This window comes from Micromonospora palythoicola, assembly GCF_036689795.1.
Lineage (GTDB): Bacteria > Actinomycetota > Actinomycetes > Mycobacteriales > Micromonosporaceae > Micromonospora > Micromonospora palythoicola.
Window position 1 is genome coordinate 1 of record NZ_JBAGKI010000101.1, and the last position, 14661, is coordinate 14661.

The window sequence follows — 14661 nt, forward strand, 5'->3', positions numbered from 1 at the left end:
CGGGACGACATCAAGCATTTCGAGGTGCAGGATATCGATTCGGGGGGTGCCACGGACACTCTGGTGACCGTCCCAGCGGCCTGATCCACATACCCGGAAGGCCCGCCTCGACTCCGAGGCGGGCCTTCGGTCTTTCCCGGCGTCAGGCGACTCAGCCACCTGGGGATACGGACTCACACGGACAGAGAACCCAGACGGTTCAATGGGTCCTTGTGAACTTGCCCACCCTTTCGGATTCAACCTTGACAGCGCTCGACCCGTACTTCCCGGTGAACTGCCAAGTATGAGGAGGGCACGTGGCACAGATGAAGCGGACCGTCATCGCCGTGGGCGCCATGTTCGCACTTACGGCCTGCGCACCCGCAGGCTACAACGGGGCGGACGCGGGCGCGGCCGAGCCGGTCGCCGTCGCCGCGGCCGAGCCCAGCGTGACCGCCGACCCCGAGGCCAGCGCGGAGCCGGGCGCCTCGGCGTCACCGGGCGCGGAGGAAGAGACCGACGCTCCCCTGCCCGAGGGTGTCGAACTGACCGACAGCCTGACCGGCAAGAAGTTCCCCCGGATGGGTAGCGCCGTGGTCAACCAGGACGGCTACATCCTGTACCGCTTCGACCGCGACACCAACGACCCGCCGTCGTCCAACTGTGACGGCCAGTGCGCCGAGGTGTGGCCGCCGGCGCTGACCGACGGCGCCCCGGAGCTCAAGGGTGTCTCCGACGACGACGTCGGCACCATCACCCGCGAGGACGGCACCCGCCAGATCACCCTCGACGGCTGGCCGCTCTACACCTACATCGGTGACAAGAAGCCGGGCGCCTGGAAGGGCCAGGGCGTCGGCGGCACCTGGTTCGTGGTCAACCCGGACGGCAGCAAGAACCTGGAGTGCCTGCCCAAGGGAACCCCGAAGGCGGTCGCCCCGCCGTCGAAGACCGAGTCGAACGAGTCGGACTCCGACTACGACTACTGATCCGGCAGGCACGTGGGTGGCCGGTCGCAGCCAGCAACGGCGCGGCCGGCCACCGGCCTTCCTGAAGCGGACCAGAGGGTGTGCCTCGTTGACCCGGGCGGCTCGCGTGGCAGAGTGAGCCGGTGAACTGGACGGCACCAACCACGAAGCGGGTCCTGCGAACACCAGCCGGCTACCGTTTCGCAGCCTCGGTGCGTCCGCTCACCTTCAGCCCGTACGACCCGTGTGCGCGGCTGGTCGCGGGCGTCTTCTGGTGGGCGGCGCGCACACCCGACGGACCGGCCACGCTTGCCCTGCGACCCGAGGGCGGCGATCTGGTCGCCGAGGGTCACGGCCCGGGTGCCGGCTGGATGGTCGAGCACGCCGACGCGGTGGCCGGCCTCCGCGACGACCTGACCGGCTTCGCGGAGCTCGCCGCGAGCCACCCCGTGGTGGCGCGGCTGGCGAGTCAGCAGGCGGGGCTACGGATGCCGGCCAGCGGGTTGATCTTTCCCCGGGTGCTGCGGGCCGTGCTGGAGCAGAAGGTCACCGGCAAGGAGGCCTACCGGGGGTACGCGGCGACCGTGCGCCACTTCGCCGAGCCGGCACCCGGGCCGGTGCGGCTGCTGCTGCCACCCGACCCGGCGGTGATCGCCGCCGCCCCGTACTGGGTCTTCCACCCGTTCGGCGTGGAGCAGCGCCGTGCCGAGACCCTGATCCGGGCCGCGCGGATGGTCGACCGCCTGCAACGCTGCGCCGACTCGGCCCAGGCCACCCGCCTGCTGCGGTCGATCCCGGGCGTCGGGCCGTGGACCGCCGCCGAGGTGGTCCGGGTCGCCTACGGCGACGCGGACGCGGTCAGCGTCGGTGACTACCACGTACCCAACACGGTCTCCTGGGCGCTGGCCGGCGAGCCGCGCGGCGACGACGCCCGGATGCTGGAGCTGCTGGAGCCGTTCCGGGGTCACCGGGGCCGGGTCTGCTGGCTGCTGGAGGCCGCCGCCGTGCAGGCCCCGAAGTTCGGCCCCCGCGCCCCGATCCGCTCCTTCGCCCACTACTGAGCGTCGGTATCAGGCGGCCTCGCGCAGGTCGGCCAGGTCGACCGGGGTGCGCCGACGCAGCAGCTCCGCCAGTTCGTCCACCGAACCCACCTCGCCGAGCACGTTCCTGCCGCCGCCGAAGCGCCGGGGATAGGTGTGCGCCAACCGGTACACGTACCGGCCGTGGATCAGCTCGACGCTGACCCGCCACCGTCCGCAGCACCCGCACACCCACTCGGTCACCTCGTGAAAGTAGCTCTGACCTGCGGTTTTCCGATCCGCCCGAGTGGGACGTGACGGGCCGGAGGGGACAGGCCGCCCACCGGGCGACCGTGATCCGGGTCACCGCTGTCGGTGCCGTCTGGTTGACTGATCGCCGTGGACCTGCCGATCAACCCGTCGGTGGAGCCGATGCTCGCCCGCAGCGTCAACTCGATCCCCACCGGCCCGGGGATGACCTACGAACCCAAGTGGGACGGCTTCCGCTGCATCGTCTTCCGCGACGGTGACGAGGTGGAGCTGGCCAGCCGGGGCGGCAAGATGATGACCCGCTACTTCCCCGAGGTGGTGGAGCAGGCCCGCCGGCAGTTGCCGCCGCGCTGCGCGGTGGACGGCGAGCTGATCGTGATCCGCCGCGACGGCCCGGACGGGCAGCCCCGGCTCGACTTCGAGCTGCTGGCCCAGCGCATCCACCCGGCGGCCTCCCGGGTGAAGCTGCTCGCCGAGACGACGCCGGCCGACTTCGTCGCCTTCGACCTGCTCGCGCTCGACGACGAGAGCCTGCTCGACGCCCCCTACCCGACCCGCCGGGCCCGACTGGAGCAGGCGTTGTCCGGGGTGCGGCCGCCGGTGCACGTCACCCAGATCACCACCGACGCCGAGGTGGCCCGCCGCTGGTTCGACGTCTTCGAGGGCGCCGGCCTGGACGGGCTGATCGCCAAGCCGGCCGACCTGCCGTACGAGCCGGGCAAGCGACTCATGTCCAAGGTCAAGCACGCCCGCACCGCCGACGCGGTGGTGGCCGGGTTCCGCTGGCACAAGTCCGGTCCGGTGGTCGGGTCACTGCTGTTGGGCCTCTACGACGACGCCGGGGTGCTGCACCACGTCGGGGTGAGCGCCTCGTTCACCATGGCCCGCCGCGCCGAGTTGCTGGAGGATCTGGCCCCCTACCGCGACGTCGGGTCCGAGCACCCGTGGGTGCACGGCGACCACGAACGCGGGCAACGCATCCCCGGCGGGGTCAGCCGGTGGACCGGCACCAAGAACCTGGAGTGGGAGCCGCTGCGCCCGCAACTGGTGGTCGAGGTGGCGTACGACGCGATGGAGGGTGACCGGTTCCGGCACACCGCGCGCTTCGTTCGCTGGCGACCCGACCGTGACCCGCTCTCCTGCCGATACGATCAACTTGACCGGCCGGTCCGGTTCGACGTGGACCAGGTGCTGCGGGGTGACCCGGCGGCGCCGGCCGGGCCCGCGTAGCTTGGCCGTCGACCCGATCACGGAGGCTCGTTCGTGACCCGTACGCCCGACCGGACCCGCCGTTTCCGGCTCACCGTGGCCGGCCTCACCGCCGCCGTGGTCGTCACCGCCGGCTGCACGCTGCCGGCGTTCGCGCCGCGCACCGACGTCGACGGCGAGGCAGCGGCACCGGGGGCCGCGCCGACCTGGCGGTCCTGCCCCGAGGTGGCCGACGAGGTGGTCGGGCGGCGCGCTCCGGACATCCGGTACGAATGCACCCGCATCCAGGTGCCGCAGGACTGGGCGGGCGGCAGCGCCGCCACGACCGGTCCCGGCGCCGGTGAGACCTTCGAGATCGCGCTGCTGCGGGCCCGCTCCACGAACCAACGCGACCGGATCGGCTCGCTGGTGGTCAACCCGGGCGGTCCCGGCGGCTCGGGCGTCGACACCGCCGTCTACCTCACCTTCGGCGAGCAGTACGGCGGCCTGCCCGACGCGATCCTCGAACGCTTCGACATCGTCGGCTTCGACCCGCGCGGGGTGTCCCGGTCCAGCCCGGTCGAGTGCATCTCCGACGCCGACCTCGACGCCGTCTTCGGCTACAACCCCGACCCGGAGAGCCAGGCGTCGTTCGACGACTTCGTCGCGCTCAACGAACGCATCGGCCAGGGCTGCGGCGCCAAGTACGGCGACCAGCTACCGCTGTACGGCACCGAGCAGGCGGCCCGCGACATGGACGCGATCCGGGCCGCCGTCGGCGACGACAAGTTGACCTACCTCGGCTACTCCTACGGCACCCTGCTGGGCGCCACGTACGCCCAGTTGTTCCCCCAGCGGGTGCGGGCGCTGGTGCTCGACGGCGCGGTCGACCCCCGGCAAGACCTGATCGAGGGCTCAGAGAGCCAGGCGAGAGGCTTCGAACGCGCCTTCGACAACTTCACCAAATGGTGCGCGGCGAACGCGGCCCGCTGCCCCATCGCCCCCGACGCCCGCGCGGCGGTCACCTCGGCGATCGACAAGGCCGAGGTCTCCCCCGTCCGCTCCGCCGACGGGCGGGAGGCTACCGCCGGCTGGATCTTCTACGCCATCGTCTCGTCGCTGTACTCCGAGCCCGGCTGGGAGCAACTGGCCCGGGCCATCGACCGGCTGAACGAGGGCAACCCGACGGACGTGTTCCGGCTCGCCGACAACTACACCGACCGCGACTCCGAGGGCGACTACAGCAACCTCTTCGACGCCAACCTGGCCATCAACTGCGCCGACGAGGAGCAACGCCCCGATCTGGAGCGGATCCGCCAGCTCCAGTCCGAGTGGCGCAGCCAGTATCCACTCTTCGGCGCGCCACTGGCCGCCGGCCTGGTCTCCTGCACCGAGTGGCCCGGCGGCAGCGACCCCTACCCGACCGGCCGCGCCGAAGGCGCCCCGCCGATCCTGGTCGTCGGCACCACCGGCGACCCCGCGACGCCGTACGAGCAGACGCCGGCGCTGGCCGAGATGCTGGGCGTCGGCCGGGTGCTCACCTGGGAGGGCGAGGGCCACACCGCCTACCCGCAGACGACCTGCATCACCCAGGCCGTCAACGCGTACCTGATCGACCTCACCGTCCCGCCCGAGGGCAAGCGCTGCCCGGCGCGCTAGCCGAGGAGGCGAGGCGGCCCTGAGGACGGGCCGGGACAGCGCCTCTCACAAAGGAGCTACGGCCGTGAGGTAGAGGCGCACGACGCCGAGGACGGTGTCACGGTCGCCCTCGACGCGTACGGTGCCGGCGCGTTCGGCGTCGGTGAGCGGCAGGCCGCCGAAGAGCACCTCGCTCCAGGCCGTCGAGTCGGTGGTCACGGTCGCCACCGGGTCGACGGCGGCACCGGGCTGGACGTCCAGCAGCCCGTTGACGGTGGTCAGCCGGTAGTCGCGGACCGGTGGGTCGGGCTGCCGGGCGTCGTAGAGGCGCAGGGCGGTCAGTGGCAGGCCCTCGGGGACGGGGGGCGCCATGGTGCGCATGGCTAGGACCATGGCGTCCGGGGTCATGCCACCGCTGGTGCGCGGGTCCGGCCCGGAGGAGTACCAACGGCCCAGGGACGCCAGGACCGACTCCAGGCCGCGGCCCCACTCGGTGACGGCGTACGCGCGGGTGCGCGCCAGGTCGGGCAGGGTCACCTGGTCGATGATGCCGGCCTGTCGCAGGGATCTGAGCCGGTCGCTGAGGACGGCCGGGGTGATGCCACGAACGGCGTCCTGAAGGTCGGCGAAGCGCTTGGGGCCGAGGAGCAGTTCGCGGACGACGATCAACGTCCACCGGTCACCCACCAGGTCGAGGGCGTTGGCGGCCCGGCAGGCGTCGCCGTGGTGCGCGTAGGTCAACTTGGCAGGCAATCCCCATCAACTTCTTTCACACGAGTCGGCACTATGTTTATAGTAGCGACATGCCGAGTATGGACACTCAACCAGCACCTCCGGTGGTCGACCGCGACACCTGGCTTCGGGAACGGAACGCACTGCTCGTCCGGGAGAAGGAGCACACCCGAGCGGGTGATGCCATCGCGGCCGCCCGCCGTCGCCTCCCGATGACCGAGGTCAGCCCGGTCAAACTGGTCGGCGAGCAGGGTCCGGTCTCGTTGCTCGACATCTTCGACGGGCGAGACCAACTCGTGGTCTACAAGCACATGTGGCACCTCGGCAAGCCGTTCGAGGAGCAGTGCGAAGGCTGCACCATCAGCATCTGGAACTTCCACGAGGCTAGCTACCTGGCGGCACGGGGCATCAGGTTCGCGGTCTTCGCCGAGGGACCGTACGAGGAGATCGCACCGTTCCGCGAGTTCATGGGTTACCTCCACCCGTGGTACTCGAACTACGGCATCGACGAGCCCGCCGTCGCCGGCGGCGGCGTCATCGCCTGCTACCTGCGCCAGGGTGACCGGGTGTTCCTCACCTACGAGACGACCGGACGCGGCGTCGAGGCAATCATGGGCTCGCTCAAGCTGCTCGACATGACGGCCTACGGACGGCAGGAAGCCTGGGAGGACTCCCCCGACGGCTGGCCGCAGGCCGACCCGACGTACAGCTGGTGGCGCAAGGACGGCCGCCCGGTAGCCCAGTGGACCCGCCCCGGCGCCACGCCCGTCCAGTCGAACCAGCACCACTGCCACTGAAGACCTGAGCCGAACGTCTGCCACCTACCTCGTGGCCGTTGGCGGCAGCGACCACGCCACACCGACCGGTATGTCGCTAAGGAACAGGCGTGGACATTACGGATCTAATGGATAGGTGCTGAGAATCGATGTCGTTGCAGCCGGGTTGTTGCTGGCATTGACCGGCTGCGCCGTTGGCTCTCGGACACCTACCAGCACCGAGAAGGCCCCTGGAATCTCGTCGGGAGCGGCCGAGTGCTGGACGGTAACGGTTACCGGACCCTGGTCGCCGGTGCCACGTACGACTTTCTCGCGGCGATGCACGGTCGGGTGGTCATGGGTGACGGCGGCTGTCTGATCCTGCGGGACAGAACAGGCATCGCAGCGGTGGTGGTCTGGCCGCCGGGCACCACGCTGCTTCCGCACGGCCGGGTGGGCGTACACGTGCCTGACGTCGGGGAGATCGTCGTGGGCGATCGGGTCGACGGCGGCGGCGGATTCTTCGATGCCCCGCTCGCCGAGGGCGGCCCGCCGGAACACCTGCCGCACGTGCCTGTCGGATGCGCACCCGCCGGCGCCTCCGTGGCGGTGCTCGAACGCGTCACCCGGCGCAGCGACAGCTGACGGTGCTCCGCCGCACATCGGGTCGCACCATTGTGGGACGCTCGCGGAATGAGTGAGGTGATCTTCCGTGAGGCGGTCCGGGCGGACCTGCCGGCCGTGCTCGACCTGCTCGCCGACGACGTACTCGGTCGTACCCGTGACGTCGGGGAGGTCGACGCCACGTACGAGAAGGCGTTCGCGGACATCGCCGCCGACCCGCGCAACCAGCTCGTGGTCGGTGAGGCCGACGGCGAGGTGGTGGGGTGCATGCAGCTCACCTACATCCCCGGGCTCGGCCGGCACGGTGCCGAGCGGCTGCTGGTCGAGGCGGTCCGGGTCCGCTCGGACCAGCGCGGTCGCGGGCTGGGACGCCAGATGATGACCTGGGCGATCGACGCGGCCCGCCAGCGCGGCTGCGGCCTGGTGCAGCTCACCACCGACAAGACCCGCCACGACGCGCACCGCTTCTATGCCAACCTCGGCTTCGTCGCCAGCCACGAGGGCATGAAGCTCAGTCTCTGACACCGGCGGACGGAGGCCCGGCCAGTCTGGGTCGCCCCACATCGCAACCGAGGACGGTGGCCCAGAAGGTCGTCAGCGTCGCCAGGCTCGACCCGTGGATCAAGGACCGGGTGGAGTTCCGGAGCAGCCAGAAGTCTCCCTCGGGCAGGACGATCGCCCAGCCGATCGGGACGTGGTTCTCCGCCACGAGCACCAGCAGTTCCGGCTTGTTGTCGACGTCGATCTCGGGCAGGTCCGCCATCTCGACGGAACTCATCCCCTGCTTTCCGCTCACCGGTAGCTCCGCCGATGGCATCGCCGCACTGCGTGGCTAAAGCGCTGCTGCCCCGCCCTGGTCAAAGGCCGCTGTCGTGGCTGGACCGCCGTCGGGGTGTTCGTACGCAGTTCGACCGGCGACGTAGGTACCGGGCTGCTCGCGATGGGCGGACGGTTCACTACGTCGATCGGCTCGTCTTTGCGTTGAAACCACTTCCACCGGGCCACCTCAGACCTCCCAACGTCAAGAGCCAGTTCCTTCATTCGCCACAATCCGGGAAGCTCAATGGACGGCGCAACACTCATCGTGAGACAGTCACCTAGAGATGCGCATCTCGTCTGCTGATGCAGGAGCCGTCTCACGGCAAGCCCGACGACGGGTCAGGATGAGACAGGAAGGACGGCAGTGGCTGAAGTTGGCTCTACGGTGCCTCGTCGGGAACTTGGACGTCTGCTCCGCCAAACCCGAGAACAAGCCGGGATCGGCTTGGAAGCCGCCGCCTCCGACCTTGAATGGTCGCGGGCGAAGATGTACCGGATCGAGTCCGGTCAGACTCCGATCCGCGCACTGGACGTCGAACAGATGTGCCGGCTCTACGGTGCCTCGCCAGAGACGTCGGAGGTCCTGATCAGCCTCGCCAAAGAGTCCAAGAGCAAGGGCTGGTACCACGCCTACGGCGAGGTGATCCCTCGGTGGTTTCAGCTGTACGTCGGGCTTGAGTCGGCCGCAAGCCACATTCGCACCTACGAGCACGGTTTGGTTCCCGGACTCCTACAGACTCCCGATTACACGGCAGCAGTCGCGCGATCTCGACCGGGCATCACGGACGAGGAGGTCGCAAAACTTGTTGAGCTGCGGTTGGAGCGTCAACGCGTTCTCGCCAGGCAGCGTCCGGCTGCACCCATTCTTGACGCAATCTTGGACGAGGGCATTCTGCACAGAAGCGTGACCGGCATGGCTGAGCAGATTGACCGACTGATTGCGGCCAGCGAGCAACCCAACGTGTCGATCAGGATCTCCCCGCTTGGCAGCGAGCTGACTCGTGCTGCCGTGGCCGGGAGCTTCGTCATCCTGGACTTTCCCACACAGGGTGCTCGGTCAGCCGAGCCGACCACCGTGTACTGCGAGGGACTTACCGGCGCGCTATACCTTGACAGGCTGGAAGAGGTCCGGGCGTATGCCGAACTCTGGAATCACATCAGCGCCGAAGCGTTGAGCGTCGAGGCGTCCCAGACGCTGATGCGGCGAATCAAGGAGAGGCAGCATGACTGATTTGACCGGTGCGATCTGGCGAAAGGCCAGCCGCAGCAGCGACCAAGGTAACTGCGTGGAGGTGGCGGACAACCTTGCCCGGGTCGTGGGTGTACGGGACAGCAAGGACGCCGGCGGGCCGGTACTGCGGTTCGACGCCTGCCAGTGGCGGTCCTTCGTCGAGACCCTCAAGGCCAACGGCCTCCCGTAGCTTCCCGCCCACACCTCGTTGATCATGAGGTTAGCGGCAGTTGTGGATCTTCAAACTGCCGCTAACCTCATGATCAACGGATACGGGAGGGGCAGGGTCAGCGGGGGCGGTCACGGTCCTTGGAGGGTTGGACGCGCTTGGGTTCGCCGGGCATCTTGGGGTGGTCGGGTGGGTAGGGGAGGTCGCCCTCTCCGGTGGCGGCGTCCCGCTCGGCCCATTCCAGCAGGGGGGTGATGTCCCATGGGGCGTCGTCGATGCCGGCGTGCGGGTCGCCTCGTTGGGCCAGCCGTTCCGGGACGGTACGCAGGTCGAAGTCGTCCGGGTCGACGTCGGCCAGCTCGTCCCAGGTGACCGGGGTGGAGACGGTCGCCCGGGCGTTGGCGCGCAGCGAGTACGCGCAGGCGATGGTGCGGTCCCGCGCCATCTGGTTGTAGTCCACGAAGACCCGCTCGCCGCGTTCCTCCTTCCACCAGGCGGTGGTGACCAGGTCGGGCCGGCGGCGGGCCAGTTCCCGGGCCAGCGCGATGGTGGCCCGGCGTACCTCGACGAACGTCCAGCGCGGTTGGATGCGCAGGTAGACGTGCACGCCCCGGCCGCCGGACGTCTTCGGCCAGCCCGGCACGCCCAGCTCGTCGAGGATCGCCCGCAGCTCGGCGGCGGCCGTGGCGGCGTGCGCGAAGTCGGTGCCGGGCTGCGGATCGAGGTCGACCCGCAGCTCGTCGGGCTTGTCGACGTCGGCGGCGCGGACCGGCCACGGGTGGAACACCACGGTGCCCATCTGCGCCGCCCAGGCGACATGGGCCAGGTCCGCCGGGCACAACTCCGCGGCCTTGCGACCGCTGGGAAAACTGATCTCGGCGGTACGCACCCAGGGCGGCACGCCCCGGGTCGGCACCCGTTTCTGGAAGAACATCTCCCCCGCGATGCCGTCGGGGAAGCGTTGCAGCGTCGTCGGTCGGTCGCCGAGTGCCCGCATGATGCCGTCGCCGACGCTGACGTAGTAGTGGAAGACGTCGGCCTTGGTGAAGCCCCGCTCCGGGAAGATCACCCGATCGGGACTGGACAGTCGTACGGTCTGCCCGGCCACCTCGATCTGCTCGGCCGCAGCCTTCGTGCCACCCATTGCGCGACCATATGCGATGGGTCCGACCTTCGGCGTACCGTTGACCTGTGACTGTTCCCGACAGCGAACTGCCCCGCACCGAGGACGAGTGGCGGGTCCGGCTCAGCCCCGCCGAGTTCCGGGTGTTGCGCGAGCACGGCACCGAACCGGCGTGGACCGGCGAGTACGTCGACACCAAGACGCCCGGCATGTACCGGTGCCGGGCCTGCGGTGTCGAGCTGTACCCGAGCGACACCAAGTTCGACTCGCACTGCGGCTGGCCGAGCTTCGACGACGCCATCCCGGGCGCGATCAAGGAGATCGAGGACAACTCCCTCGGCATGAGTCGCACCGAGATCCGCTGCGCCCGCTGCGACAGCCACCTCGGCCACGTCTTCCGGGGTGAGGGCTTCACCCCGAAGGACACCCGCCACTGCGTGAACTCGCTCTCCATCCGCCTGGACCCGAGCGCCGCCTGACCAGGTCACCCGGGCCGCGCCGCCATCCCCGCCCGCGCCGGACCGGCACTGCCGGGTCGATCGGTCAGGCAAGCCCGCGCCGACGTCGCGCGCCGGCGCGGCCGGGCGGTCAGTCGGCTGATGGCCGACCGGCCATCAGCGCGACCTGAGCGGTACGCGACTGCTCGACACGCCGGGCCAGGTCGAGCACCCGCGCGTCGGTACCCGCCGCCTGATGTGCCCGGGCCAGGTCGGCCGCGGCCTGCTGGTGCGCGCTGAGCACCTCGATCAGCACCCGGTCTACCTCGGCGTCCGGGGCGTCCCGCAGCCGTGCCAACTGCTCAGGGCCCGTGCCGTGCCCGGCGTGGTCGTCGGCGCGGGCGCTGCGCCCGGCCTGCGCCAGCCAGCCACGCGCCGTGGCCAGTTCGTCGGCCTCGGTCGCCTCGACGGCGGCGACCAGGGTGCGCAGCTCGCTGTCGGTGAGCCGGTCGCGAACCAGCCCGACGATCTGGAGGGTCTGCTCGGTGTGCCCGGCCATCATCGACAGGAACAGCAGGTCAATGCCGGTCATCTCGCTGATGACACCAGGCGTCGTGGCGGAGGTCGCGGCCACCGGCGGCAGCGTCGCGTCGGAAGGCGCGGGCGCGCCGCCACAGCCGGCAACCAGCAGCACCGCGATCAGGTGCAGCGGCAGCACACGCAGCGTGGCACACCGTACCCGAGACACGGCGCGCCCTTCGGACGGCCGGGCCGACGACCCGACGCCTCGGGCCCCCAGCACGCCGGCTCCCGCCCGCGACACGGCGGCTCCGGCCGACAGCACACCAGCTTCCGCGCACAGCACGGCGCGCGGGTGCGCCGGCTCGGCGAACGGGAGGTGCGGCCAGCTCCGGCCGCACCTCCCGCTGGTCAGATCTGGCTCCACAGCGCCGGTACGTTCGGCGGCTCCCAACCGGCGATGGCGGTGTGCGCCTGCCGGCAGCGGTAGGTTCGACCACCGTAGGTGACCTGGTCGCCGACCGCGTACGCGCGACCGGCGGCCCAGGTGCCGCCGGTCGGCGGGTTGGTGGTCGGGGCGACCGTCGGGGTGGGCGACGGGGCGGGCGGGTTGGTGGTGGGGCTCGGGCTGGGCGTGGGGTTGCCGCCGCCCCCGCCGATCTGCAGGTCGACACAGGAGTAGAAGGCGTTCGCGGTGTCGGAGATGTTCCACACCGCCAGCAGCTTCTGCCGGCCGGAGTAGCCGGAGAGGTTGACGGTGTGCGAGACGGTCGCGCCGGGCTGGCGTCCGCCGCCGGAGAAGACCGCGACCCGGGTGTTGCCGATGAAGTACTCCCAGTCGCGGGTGGCGTGCATGGCCGTGTTGACCCAGGTGAACGTCACGGTGGTGCCGACCGAGGTGGCCGGCCAGCCCCGGTTGTCGTCGTTGAGGACGGCGAAGTGCGAAATGTTGGCGTGACAGTTGCGCAGCCCCTTCGGGCCCTCGACGCTCTGCGGTTCCCATCTGATCTGCCCACAGTCGGGTACCCGGTTCTGGGCGCAGAGCGCCTGGCGGCTCGGTGGTGACGAGACGTAGCCGTGGGCCTGGGCGGGAGTGGCGACGGCCAGGGTGGAGACCATGGCGCCCGTCGCGACCAGCGGAAGGGTGATTCTTCGACGCATGGCGGCAGCTCCTTGTCGGCGTGGTGCCTGGTGAGGTGCCACAAACATAATTTAAACCTTGTTAACAGTAAAGACCACTGTCAATAAAACAGGGACCAACCAGCTGCGTGTCGCAAGATGGGACAAAAGGTCTCTCTGATGGAGATACGGGGCGTGGCTACCTGCGAGGTCTGCGGCAACGACTACTGGTTGGCATTCGAGGTGCAGACGGTCAGCGGCGACGTGCACACCTTCGACAGCTTCGAATGCGCCGCCCACAAGCTCGCCCCGATCTGCGAGCACTGCAACGTCAAGATCGTCGGCCACGGGGTCGAGGTCTCCGGTCGGTTCTTCTGCTGCGGTCACTGCGCCCGCGCGGTGGAGGCCGAGCACGGTGCCGAGATCCGGGACGCCGTAGGGGCCCGCCCCGCCTGATCACCCGTCGGCCGACAGACAGCGAAAGACGAGGCCGCAGTAGAACTTGGACAGTTTCCGTTAGTGGGTAACGAGAACTGTCCAAGATCCTTAATCCAGCTCCCGTGCGCAGGCTGAGCCGGGGGCAGGGTGCACCTCCGCGCCGGCTTCCGGTGGCGACAGCACTAGGCTGGCGGGATGTCTGACACGCAGTTGCACAGCGCCGGCTTCGCCGAGTTGGACACGCTCACCTTTCACGACCTGGTCCGGCTGCGCGTCGACGTGTTCGTGGTCGAGCAGGAGTGCGCGTACCCGGAGCTCGACGGGCGGGACGTCGAACCCGGCACCCGGCACCTGTGGCTGGCCCACGACGGCGCTCCGGTGGCGTACCTGCGGATCCTGGCCGACCCCGACGGGGTGGCTCGGATCGGACGGGTGGTGGTCGCCCCGACGGCCCGGGGCGACGGGCACGCGGGGCGGCTGATGACGGCGGCCCTCGCGGAGATCGGTGACCGGCCGTGCGTGTTGGACGCCCAGTCACATCTCGTCGACTTCTACACCCGACACGGCTTCACGGTCAGCGGGCCGGAGTACGTCGAGGACGGCATCCCGCACACACCCATGCGCCGGAAGCGGTGAACGACCGCGAAACCAGTGCTGGAAGCGCTTCGACGACCCCGTGCACCCGGTGCTGGAAATCGCTTTCCTCATTGACGGATGACGATCGAACGTGCCATCCTTCCGGTCGAGTCAGCACGCGAGGGCCACACCGACGGCACGGGAGAGGGCAACTCCCGAGCGTCCGGGCGATGTCGAGATCCGACGACTCCCCCTGGGGGCTCCATGTCCAACTCGCTCAGATCATCACGGGCGTTCTGGCTGCTGGCCGTCGCGGCCGTCGCCACGCTGCTGCTCTCCACGGCATACGTGCGACCCGCCGCCGCGCACGGCTCGGTGGCCAACCCCATCTCCCGCAACTACGGCTGCTGGCAGCGCTGGGGCGGTGACTTCCAGAACCCACGGATGGCCACCGAGGACCCGATGTGCTGGCAGGCGTGGCAGACCGACACCAACGCCATGTGGAACTGGAACGGCCTCTACCGCGAGGGCGTGGCCGGCAACCACCAGGCTGCCATCCCGAACGGCCAGCTCTGCTCCGGCGGACGCACCGAGAACGGGCGCTACCGGGCGATGGACGTGCCGGGTGCCTGGCGGACCACCTCGGTCGGCAACAGCTTCCGGTTGAAGTTCTACGACCAGGCCAGCCACGGTGCCGACTACATCCGGGTGTACGCCACCCGGCAGGGCTACGACGCGCTGACCACGCCGCTGGCCTGGTCGCACCTGGAACTGGTCGGTCAGATCGGCAACACGCCGGCCTCGCAGTGGCAGCAGGAGCCCGGTGGGGTCTCCATCGAGATCCCGGTCAACGCACCGGGGCGCACCGGCCGGCACGTCATCTACACGATCTGGCAGGCCAGTCACTCCGACCAGTCGTACTACATCTGCAGCGACGTGCAGTTCGGCGGCGGATCCAACCCCCCGCCGACCACGCCGCCGCCGACCACGCCCCCGCCCACCACGCCGCCGCCCACCACTCCCCCACCGACCACGCCGCCGCCCACCAACCCGCCACCGG

19 protein-coding genes are annotated in these 14661 nt (G+C 69.9%); 13 read left to right on the forward strand and 6 right to left on the reverse strand.

Going from position 1 to position 14661, the window contains the following annotated elements; all coding sequences use genetic code 11:
- Positions 1 to 296 precede the first annotated feature (296 nt).
- Positions 297 to 965, forward strand: a complete 669-nt coding sequence (locus V5O40_RS26645) for a COG4315 family predicted lipoprotein (RefSeq protein WP_164445523.1) — start codon at positions 297 to 299, stop codon at positions 963 to 965.
- A gap of 122 nt (positions 966 to 1087) precedes the next feature.
- Positions 1088 to 2005: a DNA-3-methyladenine glycosylase family protein gene (locus V5O40_RS26650; protein WP_332908014.1), complete on the forward strand. Its 918-nt coding sequence runs from the start codon at positions 1088 to 1090 to the stop codon at positions 2003 to 2005.
- Between the two features lie 9 nt (positions 2006 to 2014).
- On the opposite strand, the gene V5O40_RS26655 is transcribed toward V5O40_RS26650, so the two are convergent.
- Positions 2015 to 2227: a hypothetical protein gene (locus V5O40_RS26655; RefSeq protein WP_332908015.1), complete on the reverse strand. Its 213-nt coding sequence runs from the start codon at positions 2225 to 2227 to the stop codon at positions 2015 to 2017.
- Between the two features lie 135 nt (positions 2228 to 2362).
- Between V5O40_RS26655 and V5O40_RS26660 the strand changes: the two genes are divergently transcribed.
- Complete coding sequence (locus tag V5O40_RS26660) at positions 2363 to 3463, forward strand: ATP-dependent DNA ligase (protein ID WP_332908016.1); 1101 nt, start codon at positions 2363 to 2365, stop codon at positions 3461 to 3463.
- A gap of 75 nt (positions 3464 to 3538) precedes the next feature.
- Positions 3539 to 5080, forward strand: coding sequence for an alpha/beta hydrolase (locus V5O40_RS26665; protein WP_332908029.1), 1542 nt, complete (start codon positions 3539 to 3541; stop codon positions 5078 to 5080).
- Between the two features lie 45 nt (positions 5081 to 5125).
- Here the strand turns inward: V5O40_RS26665 and V5O40_RS26670 are convergent, their stop codons facing one another.
- Positions 5126 to 5800 carry a winged helix-turn-helix transcriptional regulator gene (locus V5O40_RS26670; protein WP_332908017.1) on the reverse strand — a complete coding sequence of 225 codons (675 nt, stop codon included), beginning with the start codon at positions 5798 to 5800 and terminating at the stop codon, positions 5126 to 5128.
- A 62-nt stretch (positions 5801 to 5862) separates the two neighbouring features.
- Between V5O40_RS26670 and V5O40_RS26675 the strand changes: the two genes are divergently transcribed.
- The 3 genes from V5O40_RS26675 to V5O40_RS26685 all read left to right on the forward strand — a co-directional run bounded on the left by V5O40_RS26675 (position 5863) and on the right by V5O40_RS26685 (position 7692).
- Positions 5863 to 6588: a DUF899 family protein gene (locus V5O40_RS26675; RefSeq protein ID WP_332908018.1), complete on the forward strand. Its 726-nt coding sequence runs from the start codon at positions 5863 to 5865 to the stop codon at positions 6586 to 6588.
- Between the two features lie 234 nt (positions 6589 to 6822).
- Positions 6823 to 7191 carry a hypothetical protein gene (locus V5O40_RS26680; RefSeq protein WP_332908019.1) on the forward strand — a complete coding sequence of 123 codons (369 nt, stop codon included), beginning with the start codon at positions 6823 to 6825 and terminating at the stop codon, positions 7189 to 7191.
- Positions 7192 to 7239: 48 nt separating this feature from the next.
- On the forward strand, positions 7240 to 7692 hold the full coding sequence (locus V5O40_RS26685) for a GNAT family N-acetyltransferase (RefSeq protein WP_332908020.1): 453 nt from the start codon (positions 7240 to 7242) through the stop codon (positions 7690 to 7692).
- Here the strand turns inward: V5O40_RS26685 and V5O40_RS26690 are convergent.
- Positions 7682 to 7966: a hypothetical protein gene (locus V5O40_RS26690; RefSeq protein WP_332908021.1), complete on the reverse strand. Its 285-nt coding sequence runs from the start codon at positions 7964 to 7966 to the stop codon at positions 7682 to 7684. The genes V5O40_RS26685 and V5O40_RS26690 overlap by 11 nt on opposite strands.
- 387 nt (positions 7967 to 8353) lie before the next feature.
- Between V5O40_RS26690 and V5O40_RS26695 the strand changes: the two genes are divergently transcribed.
- Both V5O40_RS26695 and V5O40_RS26700 read left to right on the forward strand, forming a co-directional pair.
- Positions 8354 to 9220 carry a helix-turn-helix domain-containing protein gene (locus tag V5O40_RS26695; RefSeq protein ID WP_332908022.1) on the forward strand — a complete coding sequence of 289 codons (867 nt, stop codon included), beginning with the start codon at positions 8354 to 8356 and terminating at the stop codon, positions 9218 to 9220.
- On the forward strand, positions 9213 to 9410 hold the full coding sequence (locus V5O40_RS26700) for a DUF397 domain-containing protein (protein WP_332908023.1): 198 nt from the start codon (positions 9213 to 9215) through the stop codon (positions 9408 to 9410). Before V5O40_RS26695 ends, V5O40_RS26700 begins: the two co-directional genes overlap by 8 nt.
- A gap of 97 nt (positions 9411 to 9507) precedes the next feature.
- Here the strand turns inward: V5O40_RS26700 and ligD are convergent, their stop codons facing one another.
- Positions 9508 to 10533: a non-homologous end-joining DNA ligase gene (ligD, locus tag V5O40_RS26705; protein ID WP_332908024.1), complete on the reverse strand. Its 1026-nt coding sequence runs from the start codon at positions 10531 to 10533 to the stop codon at positions 9508 to 9510.
- Between the two features lie 47 nt (positions 10534 to 10580).
- On the opposite strand from ligD, the gene msrB reads away from it, so the two are divergent.
- Positions 10581 to 10991: a peptide-methionine (R)-S-oxide reductase MsrB gene (gene msrB / locus V5O40_RS26710; RefSeq protein WP_164445539.1), complete on the forward strand. Its 411-nt coding sequence runs from the start codon at positions 10581 to 10583 to the stop codon at positions 10989 to 10991.
- Positions 10992 to 11100: 109 nt separating this feature from the next.
- Here the strand turns inward: msrB and V5O40_RS26715 are convergent, their stop codons facing one another.
- Entirely contained in the window at positions 11101 to 11697 is a 597-nt protein-coding gene (locus tag V5O40_RS26715; protein ID WP_332908025.1) for a DUF305 domain-containing protein, read from the reverse strand.
- A gap of 182 nt (positions 11698 to 11879) precedes the next feature.
- A complete protein-coding gene (locus V5O40_RS26720; protein ID WP_332908026.1) occupies positions 11880 to 12629 on the reverse strand; it encodes a lytic polysaccharide monooxygenase in 750 nt (249 codons plus the stop codon).
- Positions 12630 to 12782: 153 nt separating this feature from the next.
- Between V5O40_RS26720 and V5O40_RS26725 the strand changes: the two genes are divergently transcribed.
- The 3 genes from V5O40_RS26725 to V5O40_RS26735 all read left to right on the forward strand — a co-directional run.
- Complete coding sequence (locus tag V5O40_RS26725) at positions 12783 to 13043, forward strand: Prokaryotic metallothionein (protein ID WP_332908030.1); 261 nt, start codon at positions 12783 to 12785, stop codon at positions 13041 to 13043.
- A gap of 177 nt (positions 13044 to 13220) precedes the next feature.
- Positions 13221 to 13661 carry a GNAT family N-acetyltransferase gene (locus V5O40_RS26730; protein WP_332908027.1) on the forward strand — a complete coding sequence of 147 codons (441 nt, stop codon included), beginning with the start codon at positions 13221 to 13223 and terminating at the stop codon, positions 13659 to 13661.
- 204 nt (positions 13662 to 13865) lie between these two features.
- Positions 13866 to 14661, forward strand: a 796-nt coding sequence (locus V5O40_RS26735) for a lytic polysaccharide monooxygenase auxiliary activity family 9 protein (RefSeq protein ID WP_332908028.1), incomplete at its 3' end; no start/stop codon positions are given.